This window comes from Corynebacterium curieae (assembly GCF_027570035.1).
Classification (GTDB): Bacteria; Actinomycetota; Actinomycetes; order Mycobacteriales; family Mycobacteriaceae; genus Corynebacterium; species Corynebacterium curieae.
The window spans coordinates 1-16,672 of sequence record NZ_JAKMUU010000012.1 but is presented as its reverse complement, the minus strand read 5'-3'; the positions used below and the strand labels follow the sequence as shown (position 1 = coordinate 16,672).

The following is a 16,672-nucleotide window of genomic DNA, read 5'->3' as shown; positions in this document are numbered from 1 at the left end:
TACGTGTCCGATACACCGCAGATCGAATTGACCGAAGAGGCTCTTGGGGCCGCGGCCGATAAGGCTATCGAAGCCTTCGACGCAGCCGAAACCTTAGACGAGTTGGCTGCCGCCCGCCGCGAGCACCTTGGGGATGGCGGTTATATTCCGCAGGCTCGTCAGTCGTTGGGGCAGCTGCCCAAGGATCAGCGCAAGAGCGCTGGCAAGGCAGTCAACATGGCCCGCGGCAAGATGGAAAAGCGCTTTGCCCAGGTTAAGGATGTCTTGGAGCAGAAGGCTCGCGAGGAGCAGCTGCGAGCAGAGACCGTAGACGTCACAATTCCCACCACCCGCACACAAACTGGTGCCCTTCACCCGATTACCGCACTGTCTGAGCGTATTGCAGACATCTTCATCGGCATGGGCTGGGAAATTGCGGATGGCCCAGAGATTGAGGCGGAGTACTTTAACTTCGATGCTCTGAATTTCAAGCCGGATCACCCAGCACGTACCCTGCAGGATACGTTCCACGTTGCCGGCGAGGGTTCTAAGCAGGTATTGCGTACCCATACTTCTCCGGTTCAGGTGCGCACCATGCTAGACCGCGACGTGCCACTTTATATTGCCTGCCCGGGTCGCGTATTCCGCACCGATGAGCTTGATGCCACCCACACTCCGGTCTTTCACCAGGTAGAAGGTTTGGCCGTAGACAAGGGATTAACCATGGCTCACCTGCGCGGCACCCTAGAGCACTTGGCGAAGGTGCTGTTCGGACCGGAGACCACCACGCGCATGCGTGTGAACTACTTCCCATTTACTGAGCCCTCTGCCGAGGTCGATGTGTGGTTCCCCAATAAGAAGGGCGGCGCCGGATGGATCGAGTGGGGCGGCTGCGGAATGGTGAACCCCAATGTGCTCCGCGCCGTAGGCGTTGACCCAGAGGAGTATACGGGCTTTGCTTTTGGCATGGGCCTTGAGCGCACGCTGCAGTTCCGCAATGGCTTGACCGATATGCGCGACATGGTCGAAGGCGATGTCCGCTTCACCCTGCCGTTTGGCGTACAGGCTTAAAACCCAGAAAGGATTGAAACACTAATGCTTATTTCCCAAGACTGGGTCACCCGCATCCTGGGCGCTAAGAACCCTGGTTGGAACGTTTCCGCTGCCGATATGGATTCCGGATTCGTGCGCGTCGGTTTTGAAACTGAAGGCTACGCAGCTGTTCCGGAGAGCACCGGTCCGCTGGTCATTGGCCAGGTCGTAGAGATAGAAGAGCTTACTCAGTTCAAAAAGCCCATCCGCTACTGCCAGGTCAATGTAGGCAAGGCCAATGGCACGGGCGAGCTACAGGGTATTATTTGCGGTGCTCGGAATTTCCGCTTGAATGACTATGTCGTCGTGGCGCTTCCTGGATCAGAGCTGCCAGGTGGCTTCAAGATCGCGGCCCGCGAAACCTACGATCACATCTCCAATGGCATGATGTGCTCTGGCGCGGAGCTTGGCTTGGGCGCACAGGCCAACGGCATCATCGTCTTGGGCGATGAAGTTGCCGATAAGGTGGGCGAGGATGCTCGCCCGATCATCGGATTGCACGATACTGATTTTGACGTAAACATCACCCCGGACCGCGGATATGCGCTCTCCGCGCGTGGATTGAGCCGCGAGATTGCCTCCGCTTTTGATCTAGATTTTGCCGATATTGCTGCAGATCCTTCAGTCGCTGGCATTGATACTTCCGCAGTTCCGGCGGCGCAAGGCGGGCTTATCGATGTCACTGTAAACCCCGAGACCAAAACCCAGCGTTTCGGCCTCCGCAAGGTCAGCGGCATCGACCCACAGGCGCGAACCCCATTCTGGTTGGAGCGCGAGCTTATGCTCTGCGGCCAGCGCAGCGTGAACCTGCCTACGGACATTACAAACTATGTGATGTTGCTGTTGGGCGCCCCGATGCATGCCTTTGACGCTAACGTGATCCAAGGAAACCTCGTTGTCCGTAACGCGGAGGAGGGCGAGAAGTTCGAGACTCTGGACCATGTAAAGCGTGAACTTTCTGCAGAAGACGTGGTCATTTGCGATGACAATGGAATCCAGTCGCTAGCCGGCGTCATGGGCGGCACTACCTCCGAAATCTCGGAAGAAACCACTGACGTCGTCTTCGAATCTGCCATCTGGGATCCTATTACCGTGGCGCGCACCTCTCGCCGCCATAAGCTGTCCTCTGAGTCCTCCCGCCGCTTCGAACGCGGCGTGGATCCCGCGATTGTTGAGGTCGCTTTGGACACCGCGTGTGCTCTCTTGCAGCAGTTAGCGGGCGGCACTATTGAAGTGGGCCGTACGCTTATTGGGGACGTTGCCAGGCGCGAGCCCATTGCGTTGCGCACTGCAAAGGCCAGCGAGTACGCAGGCGTTGACTACTCCCGTGAGACCGTGATTTCCCGCCTTGAGGAAGTCGGCTGCACCGTCTCGGATGAAGGCGAGCTGCTGCAGGTAACGCCGGCAACGTGGCGCACCGACATCGCTATGGATGTTGACCTCATTGAGGAGGTATTGCGCCTCGAGGGGCTAGAGGATATTCCAACAGTGCTGCCTACTCCGGCAGGCGGTCGCGGGCTAACGCCGGCGCAGAAGCGACGCCGCGCTATCGGTCATGGCCTAGCCTATGCCGGTTATGCAGAGGTATTGCCGGCTCCGTTCGTGGCTAACGACACCTTTGATGTGTGGGGCCTTGACAAGGATGATGCTCGCCGCCGCACCGTTGAGGTGCAAAATCCGCTCGAGGCCGACAAGGCTATCCTGTCAACGACATTGCTACCGAATATGCTGGAGGCCATCGGCCGAAACGTTGCTCGTGGCCGCAGCGACCTTGCCCTGTACGGGCTGCAGCAGGTGGCGTTCAAGCGCGCTGAGGCATCGCCCATGCCTTCCGTAGAGCAACGGCCTTCGGAGCAGGTTGTTTCTGAGCTCCTCGAAACCCTGCCAGAGCAGCCACTGCACGTTGCGACGGTGGCAACGGGCAATATCGAGCACGAAGGCCCCTGGGGTGAGGGACGTGCATACTCTTATGCCGACGCTATCGAGTCCGCCCAGCAGGTTGCTCGCGCCGCCGGTGTGGATATCGAGTTAGAAGCGGCCCAGGTTCTGCCCTGGCACCCGGGCCGGTGTGCCGCCGTCAAAGTTGCTGGCACCGGCGTGGTGCTGGGCTATGCCGGTGAGCTACACCCCCAGGTATTGGAGGCGCTGAACCTGCCAGCACGCACCTGTGCAATGGAACTAGACATTACTGCCATGCCGTTGGAGGAAAAGTTCCCGGCGCCAGTGCTGTCCTCGTTCCCCGCATTGCACCAGGATATTGCCCTGGTAGTTGATGAGGATGTGCCGGCCGAGCGCGTGCGCGCCACCGTCGAAGAGGGAGCAGGTGAGCTCATCGAATCCGTGGAGCTGTTCGATATTTTCCGCGGTGAGCAATTGGGGGAGGGCAAAAAGTCCTTAGCGTTCCAGTTGTTGTTCCGGGCTCCGGATCGTACGTTGACGGACGAGGAAGTCAATGAGCACCGCACAGCTGCTGCGGAATTGGCCAAGCAACGCCTGGGTGCCGAGATGCGCGCCTAGCTAAGAGCTGAATACGGGGCGGTGAGATTTAACTCACCGCCCCTTTTTCATGCATTTTTCAGTTCCTGTGAGCCGCTGAACTGGCGTTTAGTAAAGAATTTACTGAATAACATACGTTGGACTGTATTTATTGCTATAGTCACCGGTATGATGATTTCAGTTGCAATTGCAGGTGCCACCGGATACGCAGGTAGCGAAATACTTCGCCTGCTTCTTTCTCACCCAGCTTATAAGGCAGGGGACCTGCGCATCGGTGCGCTTACTGCCCACTCCACCGCGGGGCAAAAAGTCTGTGAGCTCATGCCGCATCTCCCGCAGCTTGCTGACCGCGTCATCGCGGAAACTACGGCTGAAAACCTGCGTGGCCACGACATCGTATTTTTAGGACTACCCCATGGACACTCCGCAAAGATTGCCCAGCAGGTGGGGCAATCCACCACGGTGATCGATTGCGCAGCAGATTTTCGTCTCCGCAGCAAGGAAGACTGGGATAGTTTTTACGGGAAAGAGTACGCAGGAAGCTGGCCATATGGCATTCCTGAGGTCCCCGGCAATAGGGAGGCGCTGCGCCATACGAACCGCGTTGCGGTGCCGGGGTGTTTTCCCACGGCTATCACACTAGGTGCGTTGCCAGCTGTAGCCCAAGGGCTCATCGAGCCCGAGCTTTCTGTCATTGCCATTACCGGTGTGTCCGGTGCCGGAAAGAAGGCTTCTGTGGCGCAGCTCGGTGCAGAAACCATGGGAAACCTTAAGGCATATAAACCCGGCGGACTGCATCGGCACACCCCGGAAATTCTGCAGAACCTGCAGCCCTTTACACAAGACAAGCTCTCCGTAAGCTTTACCCCTGTTCTCGCACCTTTACCGCGCGGAATTTTAGCGACGGTTACGGCGGGGCTGAAAGGGGGCGTCGGCAAGCGCGAGGTCGACACTGCCTTCCGTGAGTTTTATGCACAAGAGCCGTTTTGTCATGTGCTTCCTGCAGGCCAGCAGCCAGAAACCCAAAACGTAGTGGGAACCAATATGGTCCACCTCCAAGCCCATGTGGACGAGCGGGCCCGACGCCTCATTGTGACGTCTGTGCTAGACAATCTGTGCAAAGGTACCGCCGGTGCCGCGGTGCAGTGCATGAACCTCACCCTTGGCTGGGAGGAAACTCTGGGCCTGCCACAAGCAGCCGTGGCCCCGTAAGAATAAGGAGAAACAATGAGTACACATGGAATTACTAGCCCGGCCGGATTCAGCGCCGGCGCAACTAACGCAGGCATTAAGCCCTCCGGTAAGCCCGATATGGCGTTAGTTGTTAATAATGGGCCTCGCTTTGATGCGGCAGCAGTGTTTACCCGCAACCGCGTGGTGGCATCTCCAGTGAAGGTCTCCCGAAAGGCGGTGGCTGATGGTCAGCTCAGCGCCGTCGTCTTTAATTCTGGAAACGCCAACGCTTGCAATGGGGCACGGGGAGATGAAGACGCGGAGGCGCTTGTAGCTGAGGTCTCCCGTGCCCTAAGTATTCCGCAAGAGGATATCGCCGCCTGTTCGACGGGGCTTATTGGGGAGCCGTTGCCCATGGATAGGGCACTAGCCGGAGCACGCGCAGTGGCGAATGACCTAGGCACGGATGCGGAACATGCCAGCGCCGCCGCCGCGGCGATACTGACAACGGACACCGTAAGCAAAGAGGCTTCCTATTCCGGACCTGGCTGGTCGGTAGGTGCCATGGGGAAGGGCGTGGGTATGATGGCTCCCTCACTAGCCACGATGTTGGTATGCCTGACTACCGACGCCGCGGTAGAGGCCCCAGCCCTCCAGCATGCTCTAGATGCAGCCGCGGCCCAGACCTTCAACACTTTGGATGTAGACGGTTCCACCTCCACCAATGACACGGTGATACTTATGGCCTCTGGGGCCTCGGGAGTATCACCCACCCAAGAAGAACTCGATACTGCGATCCTAAAGGTGTGCGGTGACATTGCGGATCAACTGCAAGCCGATGCGGAGGGGGTTACCAAAAGGGTCAAGATCACGGTCGAAGGCACGGAAACCGATAGCCAAGCACTCAATGCCGCACGGACCTTGGGGCGCGACAACCTCTTTAAGTGCGCCATGTTCGGTTCTGATCCGAATTGGGGGCGCGTCCTCGCGGCGGTGGGAATGGCCGATGCAGAAATGGACCCAGAAAACATCTCCGTCTACTTCAATGACCAACCGGTTTGCTTAGCTTCAACAGGAGCGCCCGGTGCACGCGAGGTGGACCTCAGTGGCACCGATATTGATGTTCGCGTGGACCTAGGCACGGGAGGAGCAGGCACTGCATTTGTGCGAACTACTGACCTCTCCCACGCCTATGTGGAAATCAACTCGGCCTATAGCTCCTAAGGAGGAGAGGAAAATGTTGAGTGGATTAAACGACCAAGAGCGCGCCACCGTTTTAGCCGATGCGCTCCCGTGGCTGCAGCACTATCGGGACGCAATAGTGGTAGTGAAATACGGCGGAAATGCCATGGTGGATGAGCGACTCAAGGCGGCTTTTGCAGCGGATATGGTCTTTTTGCGCACCGTGGGAGCAAAGCCCGTGGTAGTGCACGGCGGCGGTCCGCAGATCAACTCCATGCTGCACCGGCTGGGCATTGAGGGGGAGTTTAAGGGAGGCTTCCGCGTGACTTCTCCGGAAATCATGGATGTGGTGCGCATGGTGCTCTTTGGGCAGGTGGGACGTGGTCTCGTTAACCTTATCAACTCACATGGGCCCTATGCGGTGGGGACCTCCGGCGAGGACGCCGGCCTTTTCCGTGCGACGAAACGGCTGGTAGACGTCGATGGCGAGCTTACCGATATCGGAATGGTGGGAGATATCGTAGAGGTCAATCCAGCAGCCGTAATGGACATCATTGAGGCAGGGCGCATCCCGGTGGTCTCCACCATTGCTCCTGGCGACGATGGGGCTATTTATAACATTAATGCCGATAGCGCGGCCGGTGCTTTAGCGAGCGCACTAGGCGCGGAGCGCCTGGTCATTCTCACCAACGTGGAAGGACTCTATACGGATTGGCCGGATCGCGAGTCCCTCGTCTCCAAGATCGAATGCGGCCAACTTGCCAGCCTTCTCCCACGATTGGATTCGGGAATGATTCCCAAGATGGAGTCTTGCTTAAAGGCAGTAGAGGCAGGTGTGTCCGCAGCGCACGTTATCGATGGGCGGATTGGCCACTCGGTACTCCTTGAACTTTTAACCCCGGGTGGCATTGGCACCATGGTGCTGCCCAATGACTATGACAAACACGATTATCCCGAAGGAACAATCTTTAGGAAGGATGATGCGGCGTGAACGAGGCAAAAATGTTGACCGAACGGTGGCGGGAGACGTTGGTGGATACTTATGGGACCCCGCCTATAGGACTAGTCTCTGGACAGGGGGCAACGCTGACCGATGAAAAGGGCAATTCTTATATTGACCTTTTGGCAGGAATTGCGGTGAACGCCTTAGGCTATGGCAATGAGCACGTGGCGCAGGCGGTTTACCACCAGGCGCAAAATCTGGTTCATACCTCAAATCTCTTTGCCACTCAGCCCGTACTGGATGCGGGGGCGAAGCTCATTGAGCGTGTCGGAGACGTCAACGCCCGTGTATTCTTTTGCAACTCAGGTGCGGAAGCAAACGAGGCGGCATTTAAGCTTGCGCGTTTGACGGGTCGTCGCCGCATACTTGCGGCTAAGCATGGTTTTCATGGCCGAACCATGGGTTCCCTTGCTCTGACGGGGCAGCCTGATAAGCAAAACGCATTTCGCCCGTTGCCGGGTGGGGTAGAGTTTTATCCCTTTGGGGACGCGGACTACCTACGCCAGCTGGTTGAGCTGAATCCGGAGGATACTGCGGCCATCATTTTTGAGCCTATCCAGGGGGAAACTGGGGTTATACCGGCACCTGACGGATTTATGCAGAAAGTCAACGACCTATGTGAAGAATACGGCATATTGCTTATCGTTGATGAAGTCCAAACGGGTGTGGGCCGCACGGGGACGTTCTTCGCCCACGAGATAGAAGGCGTACGTCCGGATGTCATCACTATGGCGAAGGGGCTGGGTGCTGGGGTGCCGATCGGTGCGACGATTACACGAGGGCGAGCAAGAGACCTATTTACGCCCGGCACTCATGGCACTACCTTTGGCGGCAACCCCGTGGCCTGCGCTGCGGCCAATGTAGTCCTTGACACCGTGGATGCGGAATTTCTTGCGGAAGTTACCCGCAAGGGGGATTATCTGCGCCAAAAGCTAGAAAATCTGCCGAATGTGGACCACGTGCGCGGCCGAGGCCTTATGCTGGGAGTTGTATTAAATGCACCGGTGGCAAAGCAGGCCGTGCGCGGCGGGCTGGAAAAGGGACTCATTCTCAATGCACCTAAGGAGAATGTCCTCCGCTTAACCCCGCCTTTGATTATCTCCCAGCACGAACTTGATACAGCACTGAACACGCTCCGGACTATATTGGAGGAACTGGCATGAGCCTGCGACACTTTTTAGCTGATGATGACATCAGCCCCTAGGAACAAGCAACCATCCTTGATTTAGCAGAAGAGTTAAAGAAGGAGCCCTTCGTAGAGCGCCCTTTGGACGGTCCCAAGACCGTGGCCGTGCTTTTTGATAAGACGTCCACGCGCACGCGCTTTTCGTTCGAGACCGCTGTGGCCAATATGGGAGGTCGCGCCATCACCGTTGGTACCTCCACGACCCAGATGGGCAAGGGGGAGTCCTATCAAGATACTGCGGCGGTGCTGTCGCGTTATGTGGAAGCTATTGTTTGGCGTACTTTTGACCACGCCAATCTCCTCGAGATGGCAGAGACAACCACTGTGCCTTTGGTCAATGCGCTTTCCGACGACCTGCATCCCTGCCAGATCCTTGCTGACCTTCTGACCTGCCGTGAGAACTTTGGTGAGTTGCGCGGCCGAAAGGCCGTCTACCTAGGGGATGGTGACAATAATATGGCCAACTCTTACATGATCGGTTTTGCCACCGCAGGCATGGACGTCTCTATTATCGCGCCCGAGGGATTCCAGCCGCGCCAAGAATTTGTCGACCGCGCGCGCAAGCGCGGCAACATCACCATTACTGACGATGTTGATGAGGTAAAGGGGGCAGACGTTGTCATTACCGATACCTGGATTTCGATGGGCCAGGAAAACGATGGCCGCGATAGGCGCACGCCGTTCCTTCCTTATCAGGTTGATTCGACCTTAATGAGCAAAGCAAATGATGATGCAATATTCTTACATTGTTTGCCGGCGTACCGCGGAAATGAGGTCACGGCTGAGGTTATTGATGGCCCACAGTCGCGAGTCTTTGATGAAGCGGAAAACCGCTTGCACGCGCAGAAGGCGCTTCTTGTCTGGTTGCTCGGAATAAATAAGGAGATCAACTAAGTAATGAACACCCCGACCACCCGTAATGCTCGGCAGGCCAAAATCCTAGAGATTTTGGATCGCAATCGCGTTACCAGCCAGGTGCAATTGTCGGAGCTGCTTCTTGCAGACGGGATAGACATCACGCAGGCCACCTTGTCGCGAGACTTGGATGAACTGGGTGCGAGAAAGATCAAGCGTGACGGCGGGCGTTCCTTTTATGTGGTCGGCGGTGAATTGGAGCAGTTCGAGGACCAGGTGGGCGGGCCGCGGGAAAAGTTGCGTCGTATGCTGGATGAATTGGTGGTGTCTCACGATTCTTCCGGCAATATTGCAATGCTGCGCACCCCAGCGGGCGCTGCCCAGTACCTCGCTAGTTTCATTGACAGGGTAGGTTTGCACGATGTCATTGGTTGTATTGCTGGTGATGACACCATTTTCGTATTAGCGCGCGAGGGCGTGACTGGCGCAGATCTGGCGGTAACGCTAACCACTCGAAATATTTAAAGACCGCGTTGGCATTTACCGGCCATCTCGTATAATATGTACTTAGCTGAATTCTTTCCAAAAGATTAAGGAGATTTTCCATGTCCGCACGCGTAGTTCTGGCCTACTCCGGTGGCCTTGATACTTCTGTTGCCATCCCGTACTTGGCAAAAATGACCGGGGGCGATGTCGTAGCCGTATCCCTAGATTTGGGCCAAGGCGGCGAGGACATGGAATCCGTACGCCAGCGCGCGCTGGACTGCGGTGCCGTGGAATCCATCGTCATTGATGCCAAGGATGAGTTCGCAGAAAACTACTGCGTTCCCACCATCAAGGCCAACGGCATGTACATGAAGCAGTACCCGTTGGTATCGGCAATCTCTCGTCCGCTTATTACCAAGCATCTCGTAGAGGCAGCCCAGGAATTCGGCGGCACGCACGTCTCCCACGGTTGCACCGGTAAGGGCAATGACCAGGTTCGTTTTGAGGTGTCCTTCCGTGCCCAGGACCCTTCCCTGGAAATTATTGCCCCAGCACGTGACTATGCATGGACGCGCGATAAGGCGATCGCCTTCGCCGAGGAAATTAATCTGCCCATTGAGCAGTCCGCGTCCTCCCCATTTTCTATCGACCAGAATCTGTGGGGCCGCGCCGTAGAAACCGGCTTCCTGGAGGATCTGTGGAATCCGCCGACAAAGGATCTCTATGCCTACACCGAGGATCCCGGCTTGGGCAATGCTCCAGATGAGATCATCATCTCCTTTGAAAAGGGCATTCCGGTAGCTGTTGATGGGCAAAAGAAGTCCCCGCTGCAGATCATTGAAGAGGTTAACCGCCGGGCAGGCACCCAGGGCATTGGCCGCCTCGACATGGTGGAGGATCGGTTGGTGGGCATTAAGTCCCGCGAGGTCTATGAGGCCCCAGGCGCAATGGTTCTTATCCAGGCGCACGAGGCGCTGGAGGATGTCACTGTAGAGCGCGAGCTGGCTCGCTACAAGCGCTTGACCGATGCCCGTTGGTCCGAAGAAGTTTATGACGGACTGTGGCATTCGCCGCTGAAGCGTTCCCTGGATGCCTTCATTGAGGAGTCTCAGGAAAACGTCACCGGCGATATTCGCCTGAGCATGCACGCCGGCACCGCCACGGTCACCGGACGCCGTTCTGGCCAGTCGCTGTACTCCTTTGACCTGGCTACTTATGATACTGGCGATACCTTCGACCAGACTGCCGCAAAGGGCTTTGTGCAGCTCCACGGCCTGTCCACTCAGATTTCCAACCAGCGTGACCGCGACGGCGGTTTCCCTACCAGCGCTCAGAAGTAGGAGAGTATGCAACCCCATAAGACCAATGAGGGTGCCCTGTGGGGCGGCCGCTTTTCTGGCGGCCCCTCCGAGGCGATGTTTGCCCTTTCCGTTTCTACCCACTTCGATTGGGTATTGGCACCTTATGATGTGCTTGCTTCCAAGGCGCATGCCAAGGTGCTGCACAAGGCAGGCTTGCTTTCCGACGCCGACTTGGACACCATGCTGTCCGGCCTGAGCGAGCTCGGGGACAAGGTAGCTTCTGGCGAGTTCACACCAGCGCCTACGGACGAAGATGTCCACGGCGCTATGGAGCGTGGGCTGATCGAAATCGTTGGTCCGGAAGTCGGCGGCCGTTTGCGCGCTGGCCGCTCCCGCAATGACCAGGTGGCCACGCTTTTCCGCATGTGGGTTCGCGATGCCATTCGCGATATCGCGGCTCAAGTCAGCGATCTTGTCAATGCGCTGGCGGACCAAGCTGAAGCGCATCCAGAAGCCATTATGCCTGGCAAGACCCACTCGCAGGCAGCGCAGCCGATTCTTTTAGCGCACGAACTTCTGGGCCATGCGCAGCCGCTTCTACGCGATATCGAGCGTCTACAAGACCTGGACAAGCGCCTAGCGGTTTCTCCCTATGGTTCTGGTGCGCTTGCCGGCTCCTCTTTGCAGCTAGATCCAGAGGCCATCGCGGAAGAGCTTGGGTTCGACGCTGCTGCGGAGAACTCCTTGGACGGCACCGCGGCTCGTGACTTTGCCTCTGAGACCGCCTTCGTGCTGGCCCAGATCGCGGTCGACATGTCTCGCCTCTCGGAGGAAATCATCTACTGGTGCACGCCGGAATACGGCTACGTCACCCTCGATGATGCTTGGTCAACCGGCTCGTCAATCATGCCGCAGAAGAAAAATCCGGATGTTCCGGAACTGACCCGTGGCAAGACGGGCCGTCTCATCGGTAACCTCACGGGTCTTCTTGCTACGCTTAAGGCGCAACCGCTGGCTTATAACCGCGACCTGCAGGAAGACAAGGAGCCAATCGTTGACTCAGTGGCGCAGCTCAACCTGCTGCTGCCGGCGATGACCGGCTTGGTATCCACCTTGACCTTCCATGAGGATCGCATGCGAGAACTCGCCCCGCGTGGATTTACCCTGGCTACTGACTTGGCCGAGTGGATGGTCCGCCAAGGCGTCCCCTTCCGCGAAGCGCATGAGGCTTCCGGTGCTTGCGTGCGGATTGCCGAGCAACGCGGGGTGGACCTAGTGGATCTTAGCGATGAGGAGCTGCAGGGCGTCGACAAACGGCTCAAGCCTAGCGTCCGTGAGGTGCTTACTATCGATGGTGCGGTTGCCTCTCGCGCCACAAAGGGGGGAACGGCCGGAGTTCGCGTGGCTGAGCAGCGGGAGAAGATCCGCGAGCGAGTCGCCGCGGCCCGTAGTTGGGCACAGGCACCACTCCGCTAATCGTCCCAGCATCGTAGTAACCGCATGGTCTATGGCCATGCGGTTCTTTTATGTCTTGCAATGGGGGTAGGGGGACTGACCTCTTTTCTCAACCTGCGAACTGGTTTGTTCAACATAACGGGGGTAACGGTGACGTGCATTACAGTGAGGTGCGTTAACATTTGCCAGAGAATGTGACCCAGTAAACGCATTCCGGGTAATGAAAGGACGATCTCCCCAATGACTGTAAATTCTCCACCGCCCACCGCTGGGCCGCACGAGAATGAGAAGGCGGTATTCGCCTCGGAAGACCACGGGCTGCAGAAGGGAATGGGCAATCGCCAGCTGCAGATGATTGCCATAGGTTCTGCAATTGGCACCGGCTTTCTTCTGGGCACGGGCAGCCGCCTGCAAACGGCTGGGCCCTTCCTCGCGGTGCTGTACCTCATTTGCGGTTTCTTCGGCTATATCATCCTTCGTTCTCTAGGCGAGCTCATCGTCTACCGTCCCAGCTCCGGCTCTTTTGTCTCCTATGCCCGTGAGTTCTATGGCGAGAAGACCGCTTTTGTTACCGGCTGGCTATATTGGGGCAATTGGGCCATGACCTTGGTTGCAGACGGCACCGCAGTGGCCATCTACATCAAGTGGTTCAGCCAGTACACTTCGTGGCTTGATTCCATTCCGCAGTGGGCTCTAGCCCTCGTCGTTATTTGCAGCATTCTTGTTTTCAATATGCTCTCGGTGAAGATATTTGGCGAGCTCGAATACTGGTTCTCCCTGATCAAAATCGTGGCGCTGATTATCTTCATGCTGGTGGCCATCGGTGTCCTCATCTTTGGGCATCCGAGCGGCGCCCCAACCGGGTTCAGCCTTATTTCCGAAACCGGAGGATGGCTGCCCAATGGTCTTATGCCTGCGGTGATCGTCGTGCAGGGTGTTGTCTTTGCTTATGCCGGCATCGAGCTAGTCGGTACCACTTCCGGTGAAACGAAGAACGTTGAAAAGCACATCCCGCGCGCCGTCAACAACGTGCTTATGCGCATCTTGGTTTTCTATTTTGGCTCCGTACTGCTGTTGACGCTGGTTCTGCCATATACCAACTACGTTGCGGAAGTATCGCCGTTTGTCACCTTCTTTGAATCCTTGGGCGTCGGCGCAGCCGCCCCGATCTTTCAGCTAGTGGTTATTACTGCCGCGATTTCCTCGCTGAACGCTGGGCTCTATTCCACTGGGCGCATCATGTACAACTTGTCCACCTCGGGCTCTGGTCCGAATTTCGGTGCCCGCATGTCTAAGTCGGGCGTTCCTTATGGCGGCATCGTAATGGCAGCAATTGTGGGCTTGGTCGGTGTATTCCTCAATTACGTTGTGCCGGAGATGGCGTTCGAAATCGTTCTCAACCTAGCGGCGCTGGGCACACTCGCCTCATGGGCTGCGGTTGCGCTATCGCATCTAAAGTTTGTGCACCTATCCAAAAGCGGGCGCTACACCCGGCCGGGATACCGTTCGCCATTCGGTCAAGGCGGTGACTGGGCCGTGCTCGTATTCATTGGCTTGGTCATTGTCTTGATGGCCTTTGACTATCCAATTGGTACCTATGCGCTCGCATCGACCCTGCTCCTCGTTCCGGTCTTTACGGCAATGTGGTACGCATGGCGCGACCGGATCCGCGCAATCGCGGAAGAGAGGAAGGCAAAGCACCTGCCAACATCTAGCTTCCCGGCCGCACCGCAAACAGATCTTCACCCAAAGAACTAGAAAGGAACTTTGATGAATCACGCAGTTAAATTTGTAGACGTAGAAAATATGGCGCGTTGGATTCAGCGCGAAGGCGTAGAAAACATCATTACCGGGATGGTGGACTATTTCGAGGCGGACTACCGCGAGTGGGAGCGCTTTGACAAGATTCCACGCGTTGCCTCCCACACTCCGTTCGGCGTTATCGAGCTTATGCCTACTTCCAATGGCAAGGAGTACTCCTTCAAGTACGTCAACGGTCACCCATCTAATCCGGCGCGAGGATTCCAGACGGTTACTGCTTTTGGCGTGCTTGCCGACGTCGACAATGGTTACCCCACCTTCGAGGCCGAAATGACGCTGCTTACCGCACTGCGGACCGCTGCCACCTCCGCCATGGTGGCTAAGCACTTGGCTCGCAAGGACTCCAAGCGCATGGCCATGGTCGGTGCCGGCTCCCAGTCCGAGTTCCAGGCACTCGGATTCCGCGGCGTCATGGGCATTGAGGACATCACGATTTATGACATTGACCCTGAGGCGGTAGAAAAGTTCAAGCGCAACCTTGAGCCACTGGGCTTTAATATCACCGCCTGCTCCAGTGTCGACGAGGCGGTCTTGGGCGCAGATATCATTACCACCTGCACCGCAGACAAGGCTCAGAACCAGATTCTGGCCGAACGCCACGTCGCCCCAGGCGTCCACCTCAATGCCGTCGGCGGTGACTGCCCAGGTAAGACCGAGCTGGAGAGCTCCATTCTGGACAAGTCCAAGGTCTTCGTAGAGTTCCCAGAGCAGACCCGCATCGAGGGCGAAATCCAGCAGAAGCCGGAGAACTTCCCGGTTGTCGAGTTCTACCAGGTGCTCACCGGTCAGGCCACCGGCCGCGATGACGATGAGCAGATCACGCTTTTCGATGACGTCGGATTCGCCATCAATGACTTCTCCGCACTGCGCTACCTGCGCGATTCGGTTAAGGGTACCGACTTGGAGTCTGAGATTGACATCATTGCCAACCCGGATGACCCCAAGGATCTCTTCTCCTTGGTTGCTAATGTTCCGTCCCTGCTCTAAGGCCAAGGTGGGGTAGAGGGATCCAACTTCTCCCGCTACCCGCTAAGATATGACGCATGAGTCTTGACCCGAAGTTGCTAGAGGTCCTTGTCTGCCCGCAAGACAAGGGCCCTTTGACATATCTGGAACAAAAACAGGTCCTCGTCAACGAGCGGCTGGGCATTGCCTATCCCATTGAGGATGACATCCCAGTCATGCTTGTAGACCACGCCCAGAAATGGCCAGCTTAACTTCGAACTTGAGAAAGACCTTCCATGAATATCATCGATGAACTGCAATGGCGCGGGCTGATTAACCAGTCCACAGATCTTGAAGCCCTCCGCGAGGCATGCGAGAAACCTATCGCTTTGTACTGCGGCTTTGACCCAACCGGTGATTCACTCCACGCCGGCCACTTGGTCCCGCTTATCATGCTGCGCCGCTTCCAGAAGGCTGGGCACCACCCGATCGCCCTGGCAGGTGGCGCGACAGGTTTCATAGGCGATCCGCGCGACGTCGGCGAGCGCTCCATGCTTAGTGAGGAAGACTTGGCGCATAACCTTGACGCCATCAAGAGCCAATTGCGTCGCTTCATCGACTTCGACGGCGAGCAAGCTGCCACCATGGTCAATAACGCGGATTGGACCATGAACATGTCCGTCATTGACTTCTTGCGTGATGTGGGAAAGAACTTCTCCCTCAACACGATGTTGGACCGCGATACCGTCAAGCGGCGCCTCGAAGGCGACGGCATTTCCTATACCGAGTTTTCCTACATGCTCCTGCAGTCCAATGACTTCGTGCAGCTTCGCCGCGAACGCGACTGCGTATTGCAGATAGGCGGCGGTGACCAGTGGGGCAACATTGTCTCCGGTGTTGACCTCAACCGTCGCGTGGACGGTGCCAAGGTGCACGGCCTTACCGTGCCGCTGGTTACCGACGCCTCCGGCCAGAAGTTCGGCAAGTCCACCGGTGGCGGCAAACTATGGCTCGATCCGGAAAAGACGTCCGCTTACTCTTGGTACCAATATTTCCTCAATGCTGGTGACTCTGTAGTCATCGACTACCTGCGCTGGTTTACCTTCTTAACGCAGGAGGAAATCGCCGAATACGAGCACGCCGTGGAAGCAGAGCCGTACAAGCGCGCAGCGCAGCGCCGCCTGGCACAAGAGATGACCGATCTGGTTCATGGTGAAGAGGCAACTAAGGCTGTCGAGCTTGCCGCTCAAGCGCTCTTTGGCAAGGCGGAACTTTCTGAGCTGGACGAGAAGACTCTTGCCGGCGCACTATCTGAAACCAGCGTCGCAGAAATTGCCGCTGGCGAACCGCGCACCATCGTCGACCTTCTGGTAGCCAGCGGCCTGGCAGATTCCAAGGGAGCAGCTCGCCGCACCATCAAGGAGGGCGGAGCTTACGTCAATAACCAGCGCATCGAATCAGCCGAGTGGGAACCGTCTGCGGAAGACCTCCTTTACGGAAGTTGGCTGGTGCTGCGCCGAGGCAAGAAGAACTTCGCTGGCGCTAAGTTGAGCTAAACAGCGGTAGATGACGTCCGTTCCATTTGTTGGAAGGGCGTCATCTTTCATTTTTAAGGCTTGTCCTGCGGGTTTGTGTTGTTTGGTTGTGGTGGGCTAGATTATTGCAGGTCGCCGCGAGGTAGCTGGGAGGTTACTTTCG

Annotated in this window: 14 protein-coding genes; all 14 read left to right on the top strand. The window is 57.0% G+C overall.

Annotated elements, in window-relative coordinates; translation table 11 throughout:
• Positions 1-3: 3 nt before the first annotated feature.
• The 14 genes from pheS (at position 4) to tyrS (ending at position 16,530) form a co-directional block, all read left to right on the top strand.
• Positions 4-1,050, top strand: coding sequence for a phenylalanine--tRNA ligase subunit alpha (gene pheS / locus L8V01_RS11380; RefSeq protein ID WP_269947124.1), 1,047 nt, complete (start codon positions 4-6; stop codon positions 1,048-1,050).
• Between the two features lie 24 nt (positions 1,051-1,074).
• Positions 1,075-3,588, top strand: coding sequence for a phenylalanine--tRNA ligase subunit beta (pheT, locus tag L8V01_RS11375; RefSeq protein WP_269947123.1), 2,514 nt, complete (start codon positions 1,075-1,077; stop codon positions 3,586-3,588).
• A gap of 147 nt (positions 3,589-3,735) precedes the next feature.
• A complete protein-coding gene (argC, locus tag L8V01_RS11370) occupies positions 3,736-4,779 on the top strand; it encodes an N-acetyl-gamma-glutamyl-phosphate reductase (RefSeq protein WP_269947122.1) in 1,044 nt (347 codons plus the stop codon).
• Between the two features lie 15 nt (positions 4,780-4,794).
• The gene (gene argJ / locus L8V01_RS11365) at positions 4,795-5,964 is read left to right on the top strand and encodes a bifunctional glutamate N-acetyltransferase/amino-acid acetyltransferase ArgJ (RefSeq protein WP_269947121.1); all 1,170 of its coding nucleotides are present in this window, start codon (positions 4,795-4,797) and stop codon (positions 5,962-5,964) included.
• Positions 5,965-5,977: 13 nt separating this feature from the next.
• Entirely contained in the window at positions 5,978-6,913 is a 936-nt protein-coding gene (gene argB / locus L8V01_RS11360) for an acetylglutamate kinase (protein WP_269947120.1), read from the top strand.
• Between the two features lie 11 nt (positions 6,914-6,924).
• Positions 6,925-8,088, top strand: coding sequence for an acetylornithine transaminase (locus L8V01_RS11355; protein WP_269947137.1), 1,164 nt, complete (start codon positions 6,925-6,927; stop codon positions 8,086-8,088).
• 53 nt (positions 8,089-8,141) lie between these two features.
• Positions 8,142-9,005, top strand: a complete 864-nt coding sequence (argF, locus tag L8V01_RS11350) for an ornithine carbamoyltransferase (protein ID WP_269947136.1) — start codon at positions 8,142-8,144, stop codon at positions 9,003-9,005.
• Between the two features lie 3 nt (positions 9,006-9,008).
• Entirely contained in the window at positions 9,009-9,491 is a 483-nt protein-coding gene (locus tag L8V01_RS11345) for an arginine repressor (protein WP_269947119.1), read from the top strand.
• An 80-nt stretch (positions 9,492-9,571) separates the two neighbouring features.
• Positions 9,572-10,792 carry an argininosuccinate synthase gene (locus tag L8V01_RS11340; RefSeq protein WP_269947118.1) on the top strand — a complete coding sequence of 407 codons (1,221 nt, stop codon included), beginning with the start codon at positions 9,572-9,574 and terminating at the stop codon, positions 10,790-10,792.
• A gap of 6 nt (positions 10,793-10,798) precedes the next feature.
• Positions 10,799-12,229: an argininosuccinate lyase gene (argH, locus tag L8V01_RS11335; protein ID WP_269947117.1), complete on the top strand. Its 1,431-nt coding sequence runs from the start codon at positions 10,799-10,801 to the stop codon at positions 12,227-12,229.
• A gap of 219 nt (positions 12,230-12,448) precedes the next feature.
• Positions 12,449-13,966 carry an amino acid permease gene (locus L8V01_RS11330; RefSeq protein WP_269947116.1) on the top strand — a complete coding sequence of 506 codons (1,518 nt, stop codon included), beginning with the start codon at positions 12,449-12,451 and terminating at the stop codon, positions 13,964-13,966.
• Between the two features lie 12 nt (positions 13,967-13,978).
• The gene (locus tag L8V01_RS11325) at positions 13,979-15,016 is read left to right on the top strand and encodes an ornithine cyclodeaminase (RefSeq protein WP_269947115.1); all 1,038 of its coding nucleotides are present in this window, start codon (positions 13,979-13,981) and stop codon (positions 15,014-15,016) included.
• 56 nt (positions 15,017-15,072) lie between these two features.
• On the top strand, positions 15,073-15,246 hold the full coding sequence (locus L8V01_RS11320; protein ID WP_259887244.1) for a Trm112 family protein: 174 nt from the start codon (positions 15,073-15,075) through the stop codon (positions 15,244-15,246).
• Positions 15,247-15,270: 24 nt separating this feature from the next.
• Positions 15,271-16,530: a tyrosine--tRNA ligase gene (tyrS, locus tag L8V01_RS11315; protein WP_269947114.1), complete on the top strand. Its 1,260-nt coding sequence runs from the start codon at positions 15,271-15,273 to the stop codon at positions 16,528-16,530.
• Positions 16,531-16,672 lie beyond the last annotated feature (142 nt).